This window comes from Denitratimonas organivorans (assembly GCF_037478135.1).
In the GTDB taxonomy this organism is placed as follows: Bacteria; Pseudomonadota; Gammaproteobacteria; order Xanthomonadales; family Xanthomonadaceae; genus Denitratimonas.
The window spans coordinates 454,935-471,870 of record NZ_JBBHDV010000001.1; the positions used below are offsets into that span (position 1 = coordinate 454,935).

The 16,936-nt window shown below is 66.2% G+C and carries 16 protein-coding genes, 1 tRNA gene and 1 pseudogene; 3 read left to right on the forward strand and 15 right to left on the reverse strand.

Annotation, left to right across the window (positions count from 1 at the left end):
* Nucleotides 1–53: 53 nt before the first annotated feature.
* On the reverse strand, nt 54–254 hold the full coding sequence (gene thiS, locus WDB66_RS01920) for a sulfur carrier protein ThiS (protein WP_339396736.1): 201 nt from the start codon (nt 252–254) through the stop codon (nt 54–56).
* A 220-nt stretch (nt 255–474) separates the two neighbouring features.
* Between thiS and WDB66_RS01925 the strand changes: the two genes are divergently transcribed.
* Both WDB66_RS01925 and WDB66_RS01930 read left to right on the forward strand, forming a co-directional pair.
* Nucleotides 475–548 (forward strand) — tRNA-Gly (locus WDB66_RS01925).
* Nucleotides 549–786: 238 nt separating this feature from the next.
* Entirely contained in the window at nt 787–2,640 is a 1,854-nt protein-coding gene (locus tag WDB66_RS01930; protein ID WP_339396737.1) for a tyrosine-type recombinase/integrase, read from the forward strand.
* 47 nt (nt 2,641–2,687) lie between these two features.
* Here WDB66_RS01930 and WDB66_RS01935 read toward each other — a convergent pair whose 3' ends face one another.
* Nucleotides 2,688–3,314, reverse strand: coding sequence for a LysR substrate-binding domain-containing protein (locus tag WDB66_RS01935; RefSeq protein WP_339396738.1), 627 nt, complete (start codon nt 3,312–3,314; stop codon nt 2,688–2,690).
* A 106-nt stretch (nt 3,315–3,420) separates the two neighbouring features.
* Here WDB66_RS01935 and WDB66_RS01940 point away from each other — a divergent pair, with 106 nt between their 5' ends.
* Nucleotides 3,421–3,720, forward strand: coding sequence for a helix-turn-helix domain-containing protein (locus WDB66_RS01940; protein ID WP_003282197.1), 300 nt, complete (start codon nt 3,421–3,423; stop codon nt 3,718–3,720).
* Between the two features lie 26 nt (nt 3,721–3,746).
* Here the strand turns inward: WDB66_RS01940 and mobH are convergent, their stop codons facing one another.
* The 13 genes and pseudogenes from mobH to WDB66_RS02000 all read right to left on the reverse strand — a co-directional run bounded on the left by mobH (nt 3,747) and on the right by WDB66_RS02000 (nt 16,936).
* A complete protein-coding gene (gene mobH, locus WDB66_RS01945; protein WP_339396739.1) occupies nt 3,747–5,591 on the reverse strand; it encodes a MobH family relaxase in 1,845 nt (614 codons plus the stop codon).
* Between the two features lie 204 nt (nt 5,592–5,795).
* The gene (locus tag WDB66_RS01950; RefSeq protein ID WP_339396740.1) at nt 5,796–6,716 is read right to left on the reverse strand and encodes a nucleotidyl transferase AbiEii/AbiGii toxin family protein; all 921 of its coding nucleotides are present in this window, start codon (nt 6,714–6,716) and stop codon (nt 5,796–5,798) included.
* Entirely contained in the window at nt 6,709–7,467 is a 759-nt protein-coding gene (locus WDB66_RS01955; RefSeq protein ID WP_339396741.1) for a type IV toxin-antitoxin system AbiEi family antitoxin domain-containing protein, read from the reverse strand. Before WDB66_RS01955 ends, WDB66_RS01950 begins: the two co-directional genes overlap by 8 nt.
* Before the next feature lie 177 nt (nt 7,468–7,644).
* Nucleotides 7,645–8,511, reverse strand: a complete 867-nt coding sequence (locus WDB66_RS01960; protein WP_339396742.1) for an LOG family protein — start codon at nt 8,509–8,511, stop codon at nt 7,645–7,647.
* Between the two features lie 2 nt (nt 8,512–8,513).
* Nucleotides 8,514–9,500, reverse strand: a complete 987-nt coding sequence (locus WDB66_RS01965; RefSeq protein WP_298431684.1) for an FAD:protein FMN transferase — start codon at nt 9,498–9,500, stop codon at nt 8,514–8,516.
* Complete coding sequence (locus WDB66_RS01970; protein WP_339396743.1) at nt 9,481–11,664, reverse strand: PepSY domain-containing protein; 2,184 nt, start codon at nt 11,662–11,664, stop codon at nt 9,481–9,483. Before WDB66_RS01970 ends, WDB66_RS01965 begins: the two co-directional genes overlap by 20 nt.
* A gap of 9 nt (nt 11,665–11,673) precedes the next feature.
* On the reverse strand, nt 11,674–12,153 hold the full coding sequence (locus tag WDB66_RS01975) for a DUF2271 domain-containing protein (protein ID WP_339396744.1): 480 nt from the start codon (nt 12,151–12,153) through the stop codon (nt 11,674–11,676).
* Nucleotides 12,154–12,181: 28 nt separating this feature from the next.
* Nucleotides 12,182–12,565, reverse strand: a complete 384-nt coding sequence (locus WDB66_RS01980) for a PepSY domain-containing protein (RefSeq protein WP_298431663.1) — start codon at nt 12,563–12,565, stop codon at nt 12,182–12,184.
* Nucleotides 12,562–13,131: an MBL fold metallo-hydrolase RNA specificity domain-containing protein gene (locus tag WDB66_RS15190; RefSeq protein ID WP_489670808.1), complete on the reverse strand. Its 570-nt coding sequence runs from the start codon at nt 13,129–13,131 to the stop codon at nt 12,562–12,564. Before WDB66_RS15190 ends, WDB66_RS01980 begins: the two co-directional genes overlap by 4 nt.
* Nucleotides 13,023–14,039 (reverse strand): annotated as a pseudogene (locus WDB66_RS01985) (MBL fold metallo-hydrolase); the annotation flags it as partial. The pseudogene WDB66_RS01985 and the gene WDB66_RS15190, both read right to left, overlap by 109 nt.
* Before the next feature lie 7 nt (nt 14,040–14,046).
* Nucleotides 14,047–14,256 (reverse strand): YgaP family membrane protein, encoded by a 210-nt coding sequence (locus WDB66_RS01990; protein WP_339396745.1) that lies wholly within the window; start codon nt 14,254–14,256, stop codon nt 14,047–14,049.
* Nucleotides 14,257–14,276: 20 nt separating this feature from the next.
* Nucleotides 14,277–15,821 (reverse strand): efflux transporter outer membrane subunit, encoded by a 1,545-nt coding sequence (locus WDB66_RS01995; protein WP_339396746.1) that lies wholly within the window; start codon nt 15,819–15,821, stop codon nt 14,277–14,279.
* Nucleotides 15,818–16,936 carry an ABC transporter permease gene (locus tag WDB66_RS02000; RefSeq protein ID WP_339396747.1) on the reverse strand — a complete coding sequence of 373 codons (1,119 nt, stop codon included), beginning with the start codon at nt 16,934–16,936 and terminating at the stop codon, nt 15,818–15,820. The genes WDB66_RS01995 and WDB66_RS02000 overlap by 4 nt, the downstream gene beginning before the upstream one ends.

Here is a 16,936-nt window from a genome sequence, read left to right on the forward strand (position 1 = left end):
CTGAAAACCGGCTCCGGCCGCAGTGCGCGGAAGTGTTGCGCGGCGATCCGGCCTCAACCGCCACCCATGGCGTGCACCAGTTCGACCTGGTCGCCGTCGTTCAACAGATGTGAATCATGGCGGCTGCGCGGCACGATCTCGCGGTTCACTTCGACCGCCACGCGGCGTTCGCCAAAGCCCAGATGTGCCAGCAGCCCGGCAACGCTGATCTGCCCGTCCAGGGCATGGGGTTCACCGTTCAACACGATGCGCATGGGAGCCTCCTTGAAGCCTGCACGCGGCGATTGCCGCCTGTTCGATCACTGGCTATGATCGGCCGTCATACAGGTGCAGTTCAATGCCGCAGCGCCTGCGGCGACAGCATTGATCGGGTGCGGTACAGAAAGCCGCCGATGCTGCTGCAATACCTGCCACGCACGCACCGCTGCATGCGGTCGCCTTAGCGGCAAGCGCGGTCGATGCATGACGGCTGATGCGGGTGTAGTTCAATGGTAGAACGGCAGCTTCCCAAGCTGCATACGAGGGTTCGATTCCCTTCACCCGCTCCACTGCATCATTCTGCGGACTTCCGCAGAAGTCCAAGAGAGTCTGCAAGTCATTGCTCCACAAAGACTTTTCCTCTCTTTGACGTTCTGCCGTGGTCCACTGCGATCCGCCTACAGCCGGGACTTTTAAGTCCACAAACAAGTCCATTTTTGCGGGCGCGGCTGATTCCGGATTGTTGATGGAGGGGCGAGGTCGACGTGACCAGCATCTGGTTCCTGACTCATGTTCAGGAGCAAGAGCATGGCACTCTCAGACCTGGCCGTTCGGCAGGCCAAGGCAACTGGCAAGGCATACACCCTCCCTGACTTGGATGGCCTCTCCCTGGCCGTCACGGCTGCAGGGGGCAGGACTTGGCACTTCCGCTACTACTGGGCGGGCAAGCAGAAGCGGATGTCGCTCGGCACCTACCCGGAGGTGACGCTTCGCGAGGCCCGCAGCCTGCGCGACGAAGCGCGCGCCCTGCTGGCCAAAGGCACCAATCCTCGCGTTCACCGCAAGCAGAAGCGCACCGCTGTCCGGCTCGCCGACGAAAACACCTTCGAGGCGGTGTATCGCAAGTGGCTCAAGCATCGCGGGCTCAGCCTCAAGGAAGGCCGGCAGACGACCCTCTCGATACTTCCACGGATCTTCGACAAGGATGTGTTGCCCACCTTGGGCAAGCGGTCGGTCTATGAGATCAAGCGTCCCGACCTCTTGGAGGTGATCGCCAAGATCGAGAAGCGCAGGGCACTCTCCGTCGCCGAGAAAGTCAGGACGTGGTTCAACCAACTGTTTCGCTACGCGCTGGTGATCGTGCCGGGCCTGGAGCAAAACCCCGCCTCCGATCTCGATGTGGTGGCGCTGCCGCTGCCACCCGTCAACCACAACCCGTTCCTGCGCATGGCCGAGCTGCCGAAGCTGTTGCAGCGGCTGCGCAGCTATCGCGGCAGGCGGCAGACCCAGCTCGGGCTGCGGCTATTGCTGCTGACCGGCGTGCGAACCGGCGAGCTGCGACAGGCGACGCCGGATCAATTCGATCTGGACCGTGGGCTGTGGATCATCCCGCCCGACGTCGTGAAGCAACTCCAGTTGGATATGCGCAAGAAGCGGCAGCAGCCAAAGGACATCCCGCCCTACATCGTGCCGCTGCCGATTCAGGCCATGGAGATCGTCCGGCACCTGCTGGATGAGTTCAAGCCGGCCCAGCGCCACCTGTTCCGGCACGACAGCGACTTGAAGAAGCGCATCAGCGAGAACACGCTCAATGGTGCGCTCAAACGCATGGGCTATCAGGAACGCCTGACCGGACACGGCATCCGCGGCACGATGTCCACTGCGCTCAACGAGATCGGCTACCCGAAGGTCTGGGTGGATGCACAGCTCTCGCATGTCGATCCCAACAAGGTCAGCGCGACCTACAACCATGCCGAGTACGTGGAACAGCGTCGCCGCATGATGCAGGACTGGGCCGATCGGCTCGACCTCTTCGAGCAGAACCAGGTCGAGGCGGCCAGCATGCCGCTCACCGTGCATCTGGAAGGCGTGCCCGCGTTCCCGAATGAGCAAACCGCAAGCGCACCCTCCACGCCGGTTGCCGCTTCGCCAATCCTGCTCGTGACGAAGCCCGGCGACGCCATGCCGTTGGTTTCTGCCGCCGCACATCGGCTGCCGGCGGTTCCGCCCCCTCGGTCGGCCGCGCCGCTGGTGCCTTCTGACATTCAGCGCGAGAGGATGGAACTGTTCGATGTCTTCGAAGCGCCGCACAACCTTCCCGTCGCGGCGTTTGCCAAGATGGCGGGCAAGTCCCGCAGGTGGATCAGCTACGAGATCAAGGCGGGCAACTTGCTGGCGTTGAACGTAGGCAATCGCGGCCAGCGCGTGCCGGACTGGCACCTCGACCCACTCAAGCACGAGCTGATCCAGTCCGTCCTGAAGCTGACCAGGGGTGCGGACCCCTGGCAGATCTACCATGCACTGCTGCAACCGCGCTCGATGCTGCGGGGGCGTTCGGCACTGGAGGGCGTGACGGCCGGCAATCTCGACAAGCTCGTCATAGCGGTGAGCACAGCCGTGAAGGAGAGCGAATGGACCCCGCCGCGAGTCGGGGTCGCCTAGCAGCAGGAATGCGGGGTCGTGGCGAAACCGCGATCCCCACGCGTCCGTCAGGACACCAAGCGCGCGCGGTGGGCGAATCTTGCCTGGGTGTCCGACAAGGAAGCCTCGCGACGGAGCAGGTAAGCCATCACGATCGTTGGTGCGCCGGCCAGCGGCCGCATGGCGATGCCTCGGCGTAGGTAGCTCGCCAGTCTCGCGGCGGGCGCAATGGTGATCCCGTACCCGGCGGCAACCAGCGTCATCACCACATCGAATGTCTCCACCGTTTGCTCCCGCTCCTGCAGCGCGTTCTCGAACACGCGCTGCATGGTCATGCGCCATGGTTCATCGGCCGTGGACTGCGAGCAGATCAACGGCTGCTTGAGCACTTCCTGGCACGGCACTTCACGGTAGGCCAGCAGGTGGGAGCGCTTGGCCACGGCGACCGCCAGCGTGTCATGCCACAGCGGCTCGCATACCCAGCCAGGCCACTGCCGGGCAACCGCAGACAAGGCGAAGTCGAAGCCGTCGCCCGGCAGCTCCGCGCCTCGACCGGGATCTGTCCAGCCGGCCAGGACGGCATGAGTCTCCGGCTCTTCGGCACGCTGCAGGGCGAGCACGTCGGCGAGCTGGGGAGGCACCCATTCGCCGAGGACGGCCATGCGAATTTCGGCGGTGATGTCACTCGATTCCACGTCCAGCTCCCCCCAGGCGGTGAACTCGTGGCAACTGATCTCGAATCCGTTGAATGAGTTAAGTTTAACGTGGTTTAAATCGTGACCGTGTTCGACGCTCTTGGCAATGCCAAAGCGTTCGATCCAAAGGGGCCGCCCCACCGGCACCACTACCTACGAAGCGGAACCAGCCATCGCGTTTGGGGCTGCCGTGCGGGAAGAAAGAACCAACCAGGGTATCGCTCAGGAAACGCTGGCCCACATGGCCGGCATCGAACGGTCGCACATGGGCAAGATCGAGCGCGGCGAGCATGTCCCCACGCTCCCTCTCATCCTCAAGATCGCCCGTGCGCTGAAATGCAGTTCCGCCCACTTGATGACTCTGACCGAAGCCAAGCTGGCAGAGTCGGCCCCATCCGCAGATTAAAGCCGGCCCGCACAGCGGTCGCATGCCTACGCCTGATCGTCGGCCTTGCCCCCAAGGGCTGAATCTTCGCGCTTTGCGGCCTCGTTGACGAGCCGCAGGTATGGGTTGTCTGGCGGCGTCTCCTGGAACAGCGCATCCGGGCTGACGAGCAGGTGGCCGTGCAGCCGGCGCGACTTGCGCGGCCCCGTGACTTCGCAGGTCCAGATGTTCAGCCCGCTCGGCTGCTTGCGGTGCTGTCCCAGCTTCTCGAAGCGTTTCTGTACCCACTGCCACCCCTCCAGCTTCTCCTGCTTGGCCAGCGCGGCGACTTGAAGGTACTCCTGCGCGTAGCGCTGGAACACGCCGGGGCTGACGAGGTAGCTCGTACCGGCGACGGTATGCACCAGGGCCTTGGCGTCGTTGATGATGAGCTTGCGCGTCTGGATGCTCTGACGCAGCCAGGCCATGAAGTGCGCCCCGGAGGGCTCCGCGCGATCCTGGGAAGACGCGAGGCTCATCTGCGGCGGGGGCATGGTCGAAGGGGCCGGCTCGGGCTCGGCAACAGGGGAACTCGGGATCTCCGGTGTCGCGGGTGGAGCGGTGTCGCCCAGCAGGTCGAGCAGCGCGGCCACGCCGGCATCCGTGGCTGTGGATGCGATCGGCGCCGCGCTCGCGGATGCAGCTTCGATGCCTTCGGCGCGCGGCCCATCGGCCACCGCCGGCGCCTGCGGCTCCGCCTGTTCCTCCTCGACCTGCACACGGCCTGCGAACGGCGCCGGCCGGTCAGCGGCATCCCAGATCATCGCCGGCGAGAGTTTCAGGAAGGTGAAGGCGTGCGACCAGCCGGCGTCGCTGGTGACAGAAGCCTTCCAGATCGCCTTGCCATCCGGCGTTGGCTGCACGATGCCGTGATCCTGCAGCAAGTTGAACACCGCCGTGTTGCTCGCCGGAATGCCGTCGATGCCTTGCGATAGCAGATGTGCGCGCAGCTTGTCGGAGACGGTCTTGCTCACCAGCCACAAGGCGTCTTGGGTCAGCCAACCGTCCGCCGGGCCGGCCTGGTTCAGCTTGAACGCTTCCTTGAGCAGGTAGCGCAAGCCGTCGAGCAATTTGCGTTGCAGAGCATGCTTGGGCGCCACCAGCGCCTTGCTGGGATCGCCGCCGAGTTCCTGGGCGACCGATGCCTGGTCGGCCTGCACGACCAGCTCGCCGAGCGTGCCGGCGTGCTCGTACTGGCCGGCCAGCACGTACAGCAGCGCGGCCCAGAGGTCGGGATAGCCGCTGAGCCAGTCGAAGATGTCCCGATCGAGAAGGCGCACGTAGAGCAGCCCGGTGGCGGCGCTGTGCAGGCGGTGCTCGCGCTCCTTTCGGTAACGGAAGCGGTAGGGCTTTCGCAGCGGGCCGTGCCAGGGATGCCAGACGCTGCCGTCGGCATGCTCGACGTGCAGATCGACCGCAATCTTGCCGATGTCGTGCAGCAAGGCCGCGTAGGCCGTGCCTGCGGTCCAGGCTTCGGCCTGGGCCGCCTGTGCCTCCGGCGTGACGCCCGCAGGTAGCAGGTATGACTGCCGCAGCTTCAGCGCATAGGCGACGATCTCCAGGCCGTGGTCCAGCATGCCGCCCGGATAGGCGTGGTGGTGGTTCTCGGAGGCCGGGAACTGCTGGACCAACTCGGCGTAGCGCTCCAGTGGGGCGAGGTAGAGCGTGGCGAACTGTCGGCGCGAGAGCGATGTGCGCTGCCAGATGTGTTCCAGCAGTTTCTGTCGACGCGGCGTCGCCAGCAGCGATGCGGCCGACTCCGGCCGCATCAACCCTTTTGGAGTTTCGATGGCGGATGTGGGCGGTGTGCCGGCGGTGGGTGGCACCCGTTTGCGCTGGAACAGCGAGAGCATGACGAACCTCGGATGAGGGGCTGCTCAGGGGTGCCTTTTGGCCTTTTCGGGTAGGGCCTTTCCCCTTGGCTCCGTTCCCTTGCCCTTTCCCAGCCCTTGCGGCCTTTTCGGAAGCCTTTGGGTATAGGGGCAGCGCGTGTCGCGTGCCGCAATCAATGCGGCATGGGGCAACCCCGGCAAGCCGGGAATACTTCTGCCTCCGCTTCAGATCTGGCCCAGGCCGGCATCGAGCGCAGCGGCTTGCGCGGCGAAGTCCTTGGGGCGCTTCTTGCGAAAGGTCTCCAGGTTGTTGAGCTTCCAGCGCAGTGCCGGCAGTTGCGCGGCGTGCTGGCATTGCACCAGCGACCAGTCCGGTTCTGCGCGTACCAGACCGCTCAGGAACCGCCTGTGCGCCTTCGTCAGCCGTTGCTGCAACTCGCGTCGCAACTGCGCGCGAGCGTCCAGCAGCGTATCCAAGGGGCAGTCCACTTCGGCCATACCGACAAAGGCCCGTTCGTACTCGCCGGCGATGTCCTTGTCGTTGCCGAACAGCACTTCGTGGGGCGGCCGGTTGTGGCCCGCCAGATAGATCACGAAGCACTCGACCATGCCGTCGCTGATGTCGCCCGATTCGTAGAGCTGCCACACGTCGAACAGGTCGCGGGGGTGCTGCCGATCCAGCGCGGCCACCAGCTTGCTGGCGTACAGCTCGTCCGGTGCCAGAATCGGCAGCTCGAACTCGACGCCGAACAGATCGCTGGTCTTGGCGCTCAGCGGCCGCCGCTCGACGGGCAGCACGCTGCCTCGGAACACGACGTTGACCTCGATCTTCACCTGGTTGGCGTCGTTATCGACGATCAGCTTGGTGTCCCCCAGGTCCTTGGCGCGAACCAGGCGTGTCTGCACGCCCAGCGGTGCAACGCGCGTGGCGATGGCGGCCAGCTCCTGGTTGATGGCTTGCAGCGCTTCGTCGCGCGGCGTCTGCCACGGGAGGTACACCACGTCGATGTCCACCGACAGGCGCGGCATGTCCCGCACGAAGAGGTTGATGGCCGTGCCGCCCTTCATGGCGAAGATGTCGTTGGCGAACACGTTGGGCGCGACGGCCAGCAGCAGGCGAACGGTGTCCGCGTAGGTCTTATCCATGAGGTTTCAGGCTCAGCAGGGTGCCGTCATCGAGCCGGCTCATCCAGCGCGTGTTGCTGCCGGTGCGAACCGGGTACTGCTCCAGCAGGGCGTCGACATCCACGAGGCTGGTCTCGCGCGCCCAGGTGAGGAACAGGCGCACGGCCTTCACGCTGGTGCAGCAGGACAGCAGTTGCCCGAGCAAGTCCTTGCGGGGGGAACGCAGTCCATCAAAGATGTTGCGGGCCTCTTCGAGGCTCTGCTTGACGCCGGCTTCGTACAGCAGCTCCAGAATGGCACGCTCGGAGGCAGCCGCCCGCAGATCCTCGGGCAGGCCAGGCGGCGTGGTCAGGGTCTTGCTGGCCAGCACCGTGTCCGGCCAGTCGAACAGGCGGGCGTGGACGTACCGGGCCGGAAAGCGCGAGGTGAACCAGGCGGGCAACGCGAAACGACCGTCGCCCCACAGCACCAGCGTCTCCCGGCTGCCCAGGTTGTGCCGCACGCCCTGCAGGGCCAGGGCGCTCTTGCCGCCGACGTGCAGGCCGGGCACGCGCTGTTGCAGGAACTTCAGCGCACCGTAGACCCCGAATTCATCGTTCGGGAAGGCATAGACGCCATGGGCCAGGCGCACGAGCCACCCGCCGTCGGCATAGTGGGCGGCGAGCTGGGGCGACACCCCGAACTGGCTCAGGGTGGCAAGGTCGAACGGCGCCCCGCGGGGGAGTCCCGCCTGCAGCCGCTTGATTACCTGGTGCCTAGAATTTCCATCCATGCTATAAAAATAGCACGGAATCCAATCAGCCCCTAGAGCTATCGCAAGAACTTGTAGGAAAAGTAGCATAAGATTTGATTTATAGTGCAGAATCTAATCGCCCTGCGACCCAGGCCGAGCCGGCTCTGCCAGCCGCATTGGCCTTTGGCAGCCGCGCGTGAAGGCTGCCGATGCGCATCATGATGGCGCGCCATCTGTTGCTCTATCGACGTAAAAGCGTTCCAAGGCACCCATGATTTCCTCGGCTTTGTCCACGCAGGTAAACAAGTCGAGATCGGATGGCGATACGTAGCCTTCGTCGAGCAGAAGATCGAAATCAACGGCTTGGCTCCAGAAGCCGCGGCCGACCAGAACCACCGGAATCCGCTGCATCTTGCCGGTCTGGATCAGGGTCAGCACCTCGAACAGTTCGTCGAGCGTTCCATAGCCACCGGGGAAGGCCACCAAACCTTTCGCATGCAGCAAGAAATGCATTTTGCGCAGCGCGAAATAGTGGAACCGAAACGCCAGCTCCGGACACATGTAGGGGTTCGGCGCTTGTTCGTGCGGCAAAGTGATGTTGAGGCCGATCGAGCGGGCCCCGGCATCGAAAGCACCGCGATTGGCGGCTTCCATGATGCCGGGGCCGCCACCGGTGATGACGACGAAGTCGCACCGCCCCTCCTGCTGGAAACGAGCAGAGATCAGTTGGGCGAAGCGCTGTGCCTCTTCGTAATAGCGTGCCTGTTCCACGCGGCGACGGGCCAAGGTCAGGTCCCGCCCAAACGTTGGATTCCCCGGCATGGTGCCCGCTTGCTGCTCCAGCACAGCGAGCCGGTCGCGTGCGGTGACAGCATCGCTTACGCGCGCACTGCCAAACACCACCACGGTCGAACGCACGCCTTGCTCACGCAAGACACGTTCGGGCTTGAGCAGTTCGAGCTGGAGACGCAGCGGACGCAAATCGTCCTGGGCGAGAAGATCACCGTCCTCATACGCGAGGCGGTACGCAGGCGATTCGATGATGGCGCGCAAGCGATCGGCATACTCAGGCAAAGTGCTCATCATCAACGCCCCTCGTCGTCATGCCCGTGCACAGGCGCATTGCCGAACCGTCCCAGCCCCATCTCCACCAGCGCACCGTCGCGGCGCAGCAGCCACAGCGCCTCCAGCCCCATGCGCCGCGCCAGCGCCAGCCCTTCATCGGGGCCGGCCACCAGTAACGCCGTGGCCCAGGCGTCTGCGTGCATGCAGGCCGACGCCAGCACCGTGACCGAGGCCACATCGTTGCGCACGGGCGCGGCGCGGCGCGCATCCATGGTGTGCGAGAGGCGTGCGCCGCCCACCTCCAGATAGCGCCGGTAGTCACCGGAGGTGGCCACGGCCAGGTTCTGCAGTTCGACCACACTGTGCACCGCACGGCGCCCGGCCTGTGGGCTCTCCACGGCCACAGCCCAGGGCTGGCCGCTGGCCTGGCCGCCCACGGCGCGCAGCTCGCCGTCCAGCGCCGCCAGGGCGTGGCGTACGCCGTGCCGGCGCAGCGCCTCGACCATGCGGTCCACAGCGTAGCCTTTGGCGATGCCGCACAGGTCCAGTTGCAACGGCGCATGCTTGCGCGCACGGCCGGCGGTGCGGTCCAGCTCCAGCGCTTCATGCGTGGGCGGGCGAGAGGCTGACACGGCAGCACGGATCGCCGCCGCATCGGGTTCATCGTGCGCCGCGCCGAAGCCCCAGGCATCGACCAGCGCGCCCACGGCCGGATCGAACGCACCCTGGCTCAGGCGGCCGATATCCAGCGCGCAGGCCAGCACTTCCAGGATTTCCGGTGGCAGCGTCAGCCAGGCGGCGGGGGGCGCGCAATTGAGGCGATTCAGATCGCTGTCGGGCAGCCAGGGCGACATCTGCACATCCACCTGAAGCACGGCGGCGGCCAGGGCCTGTTGCAGGGCCGGTGCATCCACGTCCGGCTCGGCGTCGCAGGTGACGGACCAGCGCGTGCCCATGGTGGGGCCGTGCAGTGTCAGACGCCGGGGATCAGAACAGGTCTTCGGCATAGCGTTCACGCTGCTTGAGCCGGGCCACGCTCAACCCCAGCCCATCCAGTATCTCGTCGAGCACCTGCGCCACCCCCTGCGCCATGGGACGGCTGCCGCACACGCGCACGACGGCACCGCGCGCCAACAGGTCGCGCACCCGTGCGGCGTCGCGGCGCAGGGAATCCTGCACATAGCCGCCGCCGTCCGGCGTGCGCGAGAACGTGGTGTGCAGATCGGCCAGGCGGCCCTCGGCCTGCCAAGCCTGAAGTTCCTCACCGAAGTAAAAATCCCGCGCCGGATCACGTGTGCCGTAATACAAATGCATGGGCCGGCGCCGCGCATTGCCCCGGATGAAGCCCGCCAGTGGCGCCACGCCCGTACCCGCACCGATCAGCAGCACGGGCTGGCGCGAGCCGTGCAGCGCGAAGCCCGGATTGGGACGGATGAAAGCCTGCGCACTGTCGCCCGGCTGCAAGCCATGCAAGTAGTTGGAGCACACGCCGCCCGGCATGCGGCGCACGCAGATTTCAACGAAGCCGTCGCGCGTGCCCGAGGCCAGCGAGTAGTAGCGCGGCACCGGTTGATCCCCCGGTGGCACGATGCCCAGCAGGTCGCCGGCGACGAAGCGCGGCAAGCCACGGCCGGGCAAGGCAAAGCGCAGGATGGCCGCTGGCTCACCCGCGCCCCCCGCGAAGTCTTGCCGCGACACCAGCGTGAGTGCCGCGGTGCGCGGCAGGCGCGGCTGGTAGGCGAGCGAGAGAGGCTGGCCCAGGGCTTGCGCCAGCGACTGTCCCCAGCGGGCAAACTCCTGCGCGGACTGCTGGTGAATGCGCTCCAGCGCCAGCAGCGGGTTCCAGCCCTGGGCAAGCAGGGTCTGCTCCAGCGCTTCGGCAAAAGCGCAGAAGGCGGGGAACTGCCGGTCGCCAAAACCCAGCACCGCCACCTGCGCGCTGGTGACGGGCTGGTGCGCGATGACGTCGAGCGCTCGTGCGGCATGGGCGGGCGCTTGGCCTTCGCCATAGGTGGCGGCCAGCACGTAGACATGGCGCGCGGCCGGCGGCACGTGCCAGTGCTCCAGCGCCGTGGTGTGCACGCGGTGGCCCGCGGCTGCCAGCGCGGTGTGCAGGGCCTGGGCGAAACCCCAGGTGCTGCCGCTTTCGCTGGCGACGAAGATCAGGCTGTCGGCCTGCGCCAGCGGGCTGTTGCCCTCGATGGCGGGCCGGCTGCGACGCGCCTGCCACCACAGCAGCACGCCCGTGACCCAGAACAGTGGGATGCTCGCGCCCATGGCACCCAGCACCACGGCCCAGGCCCAGGCACCGTCGCCCGTGTGCAGCAGCAGCGCCCAGTCGTGTACGCGCTGCGCCGTTGTGGTGTCATGCCAGGCCAGGGTCTGACCGCTGTAGCGATCCACCCAGCCTTGGCCCTGGACGGTGACGATGCTCCAGATGTCCTGCGGGTCGTCGGCCGCGGGTACGTTCAGCTTGCGCAGGTCTTGCACGTGCAGGGCTTGCAGCAGCGGCAACTGACCCGCCGGCAGCGATGCCTGCCCGTTGGGGGAGGATGCGACCTCTGGTTCCGCTTCAGCGTCGAGCTGCACCAAGCCGAAGGTGGCTGCGCTCATGTAGAGCGCGGCGACCGCCGACAGGGCCAGAACCGCCAGCACCACCCGCCCGGCCAGCACGTGCAGGCGCTGCGCCAGTGTGCCGCGCACCGGGCCTGCCAGGCGTCGCCAGCCGCCCATGCGGCGCAGCAGCAGCACTAGGCCCGAGACCGACAGCGCCAGCATGGCCAGCGCCACCACCGCCGCAGCGACGCGCCCGGGATCGTCCAGCAACAGCGCACGATGCAGGTTCTTCACCCAGCGCGGCAAGAGCGAGGGCTGGTAGCTGCCCAGCACCCGGCCGTCGGCGGGGGCGACGCGCAACGCGCGAGCCTGCCCGTCCTCGAAGGCATACACCACGATGGCGCCGGAAGGCTGGCGGCGGATTTCCTCCGCTCCCGGGACAGTGGCCTGTACACGTTGCACCAGAGTGGCCACCGGCATGTCAGGCTCGGTGGGGGCTGCCTGAATGGCGTTGTTCAATGGATCGAGCGCCAGCAGCGTGCCGGTGATGCTCAGCACCAGCGCGAGCGTACCCGCCACCAGGCCCAGCCATCGATGGGCGAATCGCCAGATCATGTGGGCCCTTTACTGCAACTGATAGGTGAATGACTGGATGTATTGCTTGCCGGCCTGCGGCTTGCCCGCGCCGGTCGCCGTCAGCGGCACGCGGATTTCGGCCGGGCTGTCCCGCATGTCCTCTGCGGCAGCGTCGATGCGGATCTCGTAGCCCGCGTCGATCAGCGCGTCGGCCAACTCGGCCGTCACCTTGAGTGTGCGTCCCGCACCCACGCTGGCGCCGGTCACGCCATTCAGGCGCTTGGCGTCGCCGGCCGACAGGCGGTTCCAGTCTGCCAGGTGCTTGTAGTACTTGGCCTTGCCGCCGGCCACCCACAACGTGCGGACGTAGGCGCCCTTCGCGTCGGTGAGGTAGACGGCGAGGTAGGCGCCATCGCCGCCGTAGTCCTTGAGGGTGGTCGAGAGCGTGACCGGGCGGCTCTGCGCCATGGCGGGCAAGGCCAGCGCGCAGGCGGCGGCCACGGTGGTCAGCAGGAATCTGGTGGACATGGTGGGTCTCCGGTGTAGACAGGGGGAATCATTCGATCTGGCCGCGGGGGACGTTGCCAGGGGACGGTATGGGGTTGGCGGTGGCGGGTGCGGGGGCATCCCGGCCCCGCGTGCGCTCGCGCTCGCGCTCGTGGTTACCGTCGTCGTTGCGCAACTTCATCTTCACCACGCGCAGCGTTTGGGGGTCGAGCTTGGCCTTGAAGGTACGCCCCTGGGCATCGCGGCCGCGAATCTCATAGCAACCGTCGTCGATCTTCAGGCGCTGCACCTGCCAGCCCAGGCTGGCTGCATGCCGTAGCGCGGCGTCACGCGACTGCCAGTACTGCACAGGAACGTCGCAGTCATCGTCGGCCAATGCAGGGGCAGCAACCAAGACCAGGCACAGGATCGCTAGAGGAACACGTAATTTCATGGTCTTCTCCTTGTCACACGAGCCGAGCGTGAGGTGTGCTCGGCAGAGTCTGGTGAAGCGTTCTCGGGAAGATGCGCCAGAAAATCCGGCCAGGGCACCACCTGGCCATGTTCAGGCACCGAGACCTGCCAGTCGAGTTGCTGTTGCAGAAGTTCTGCAAACGCCTGCGCGGCGGACGGCTCCCCATGCACCACGAAGGTTTGCTCAGGGGCTTGCTTGAAGCCTCGGGCCCAAGCCAGCAGGGCCGCTTGGTCGGCGTGCGCCGAGAGCCCATCCACACTGTGGATCGCCGCGCGCACCGGAATGTCGTCGCCGAAGATGCGCACGCGCGCCGCGCCATCGACCAGTTGGCGGCCCAGTGTTCCCTGCGCCTGAAAGCCGGAGAACAGGACGCTGCATTCCTTGCGCGGCAAATGTGGCGCAGGTGGTGCCGGATGCGTCCCGCGTCGCACATGCCGCTGGCGGAAATGATGATGGCGCCCGAACGAATCTGGTTCAACGCCATGGACTCTTCTGCGCTTTCCGTGAAATGCAGATACGGCAGGTTTTGGCCGCGTGCGTGCCATCCTGCCAAGCGCTTCGCGTGCTCATCGAACAGCTCAAGGTGTTCCCGCGTGATGCGCGTGGCTTCCGTGGCCATCGGCGAATCGACGAATACCCTCGGTTGCCGCAGCCGCCCCTCGCTGGTGAGACGGTGCAGGTGGTACAGGGCTTCCTGAGTGCGACCGACCGCGAAGGCCGGCACGATGACGTTGCCGCCGCGCTCGAACAAGGTCTTTTCGACGATGCCGATCATCTCCTCTTCGGTTGCCGAAAAGTCCTTGTGCTGACGGTTGCCATAGGTGGACTCGATGACGAGGATGTCGGCGTCCTCGATGGGTGTCGGGTCGCGCAATATCGGACGCCCCGGCTGGCCCAGGTCGCCGCTGAATACCAGTTTTGTCGGGTAGCCATGCTCGGTGACCCAGACTTCGATGATGGCCGACCCGAGGATGTGCCCGGCATCGCGAAAGCGCGCGCGCACTCCGACACGGGGCGCGAACTCCCGGTCGTATTCGATGCCTCGCACCTGTTGCAGGCATTCGCGCGCATCCTGCAGCGTATACAGCGGCGGCAGCGCATCCTCTCCACGGGACCTTTTGGCACTGCGTTTTGCATCGCTCTCCTGGATGTGGGCACTGTCGGGCAGCATCACGCCCAGCAGATCAACCGTGGCGGGAGTGGTGTAGATGGCTCCTTTGAATCCGGCGCGCGTGAGTTTGGGCAACAGCCCGCTGTGGTCGATGTGGGCATGGGTCAGGAGCACGAAATCGATCGACGCCGGATCGAACGGAAACGACTCCCGATTGCGCGCCGCCGCCGCGCGCCCGCCTTGAACCATGCCGCAGTCCACCAGGAAGCGCAGGTTGAGCCCCTCCACCAGAAAGCACGATCCGGTGACTTCGCGCGCAGCGCCCAGAAAATTCAGTTTCATGGGATGCTCACTCGGGCTCCTTCTTTTGCATTGGACAGGTGTTCACGCCGAGCAGGCGGTAGCCCGGACAGCGACCCGCCAGGCCGGTGATCAGCGGCATGATTCCAATGAGCCCCAGCCAGCGCCACGGTGAATCCAGCCACAACGGCAAGCTGAGCAGGATCAGGCCGATGACGACGCGCGCGATGCGATCGAGGTTTCCTACGTTGATTTGCATGGTGATCTCCTTTCGTTGAATCAAGGAACCGAGGGTGCAGCGAGCACTGTTGCGGTCGGCTTCAGGGCCGGATTCGTGGTTTGCGATGTCATTGCGGGCGCATCCCAGCCACCCCCGAGCGCCTTGTACAGCGCCACCAATTGCACGGCGGCGCTGGTATGCGCACGTGCGGCCGCGGTCTCGGCTTCATGCAGGCTGCGCTGGGCGGCCAGCAGTTCGATCAGCGCTATGTCGCCCGCCGCGTAGCGTGTGTTCGCGTAGCCGTAGCTCTTTCGTGCCGCGTCCACGGCCATTGCGCGACGCTGAAGCGTGTCCAATCCCCCGTGATAGTCGCCAAGCGCACGCTCGGCGTCTCCGAGAGCCGTCAGCACCGCTTGCTCGTAAGCGAGCGCAGCCTGCCGCTCGGCCGCCTCGCGCGCCCGAATTTCGGCTCGCACACGGCCACCGTCGAACAGGCGCCAGGAAATCAGCGGTAGGATGGAAAAACGCGAGCTGGATGCATCGAACCACTCGCCCGTGCTGAGCGCCTGAAACCCGCCGCCGACACCGATGGAGAGTTTGGGGAACAGTTCGGCCGTGGCCACGCCGATGTCGGCGGAACTCGCTGCCAGGCGACGTTCCGCAGCCAGCACGTCAGGGCGTCGGCGCAGCATATCTGCGCGCTCGCCCACCGGCAGCGCCCGCAGCGTGCTCGGCGTCAAGGGTCCATCCAGCAGTGCCAGCTCCCGCTCCGGCGGTGCGCCCAGCAGCACGCCCAGGCTGAGTACCGCGGCGCGCTGACGCGCCTGGATATCCGGGATGAGCGCGTTGACTGCAGTCCATTGGGCGTACGCCGCCTCCACGTCGGCGGCCGACGCGTCGCCCAGCGCATGCCGCAGGCGCACCAATTCCAAGGTCTGCTGCAGCGTATCCAGCGTGGCCTGTTGTGCGTGCAACTCGTAGCGGGCGCCGACGGCGGTGAACCAGGTGCGCGCGACCTCGGCCACGACGCGCATGCGAACGCCCTGTGCCTCGGCTTCGGTCGCCTGTAGGTGGGCGCTGGCACCTTCCAGGGCGCGCCGTTTGGCCCCGAACAAGTCGGCCTCCCAGGCCGCGTCGAAGCCCGCATCGTAGATGGTCTGCGTGGCGTCAAGGCCGGGGATCGAACCTACGGGCAGGGGTCCGTTCTCGCTTTGACGGCGCCGGTTGACGCTCGCGCCAGCGGCGGCGGTGGGCAATGCCTCGCCGGCCACACGATCGCGCAGGGCGCGTGCCTCATCGATGCGTGCCGCAGCCTGGCGCAGATCCAGGTTCTGTGCCAGCGCCGTGGCCATCAGGCGATCGAGGATGGGATCGTCCAGTGCAGACCACCATTGGCTCAAGTCTGCGGACTGGGATTCGCTTGCCAACGGCAAGCTCCAGCCGCTGCCGACGTCGACCGGCGGCGGCTCGCGGTAGTCGGGGCCCACGCTTGCGCAGGCAGTCAGCAGCACGCAGGACAGGGCCAGCGCGAGCGGACGCGCGCGCCCAGGGGTCAGGCCGGTGACGGTTGTGCGAAGAAAGGGAGTGCGGGGCTTGGATTTCATTGCAGGCGTCCTCGGACGAATACGGTGGCCATCGTCAGCGTGGCCAGGGCGATGACCGCCAGCGGCCACAGGCTGGCGAGAATGTCACCGGGCGGCATGGCCTTGAGAAAGCTGCCTTCGACGATGATGAGGAAGTGGGTCAGCGGAATGGCCTGAGCCAGCCATTGCAGGACGACAGGCATGTTTTCCACAGGCGTCGCAAAGCCTGACATCAGCACCGCCGGCACGCCGATGGCGAACGCTCCCAGGATGGCCTGCTGCTGCGTCATGCTGACCGCGGAAATCATCAGACCGATGCCGACCACCGAGGCGATGAACAGCACCTGGCTGGCAAGCAGGAGTGCAAACGAGCCCGTAAACGGGATGCCGAACAGGAAGACGCCCGCGCTGATCATGAACAGGCCCAGCCCGGTGCCAATTGCGAGTGCCGGCAGCGACTTGGAGATGATGATCTCGGGCGTCGAGGTGGGCGACACCAGCAACTGGTCGAAGGTGCCCAGCTCGCGCTCGCGCGCGATCGACAACGAGGTGATCAAGAGCGAGCTGAACAGCGCCAGGATGCCCGTCAGGCCGGGCACGATGAACCAGCGGTAGACCAGATTCGGGTTGAACCAGTGGCGCACGACCACGGGCGTTGGTGCCTGGGCGTCGGGCACGACCTCGGCGCCGACATCGGCGGCGATGGTGGACAGATAGGCCACGGTGATCTGCCCGGAGTTGCTGCGCCGGCCATCGACCAGTACCTGCGCGCGGCCACTTTCGCCGGCGGCGATGGAGCGCGAGAAATCCACCGGGATGGCGAGCGCGGCGATCACCTCGCCACGGTCGATCAGCTCGTGGAGCTGCTGTTGGCTGTCGACATGCCGGACGTGGGTGATGAAGCGGGCGCTGTCCAGGCGCTGTACCAACTCGTGCGACCAGCGCCCCGCATCCTGATCGTAGACGGCGATATCGACGTTGCGCACTTCCAGCGTCGCGGCAAAGGCGAACACCAGCAACTGCAGGATCGGCGGCACGAACACCACCATGCGGCTGCGCGGGTCGCGCAGGACGCTGAGCACTTCCTTGATGAACTGGGCGCGCAGGCGGGTGAACGAGAATGCGGAAGTCAACAT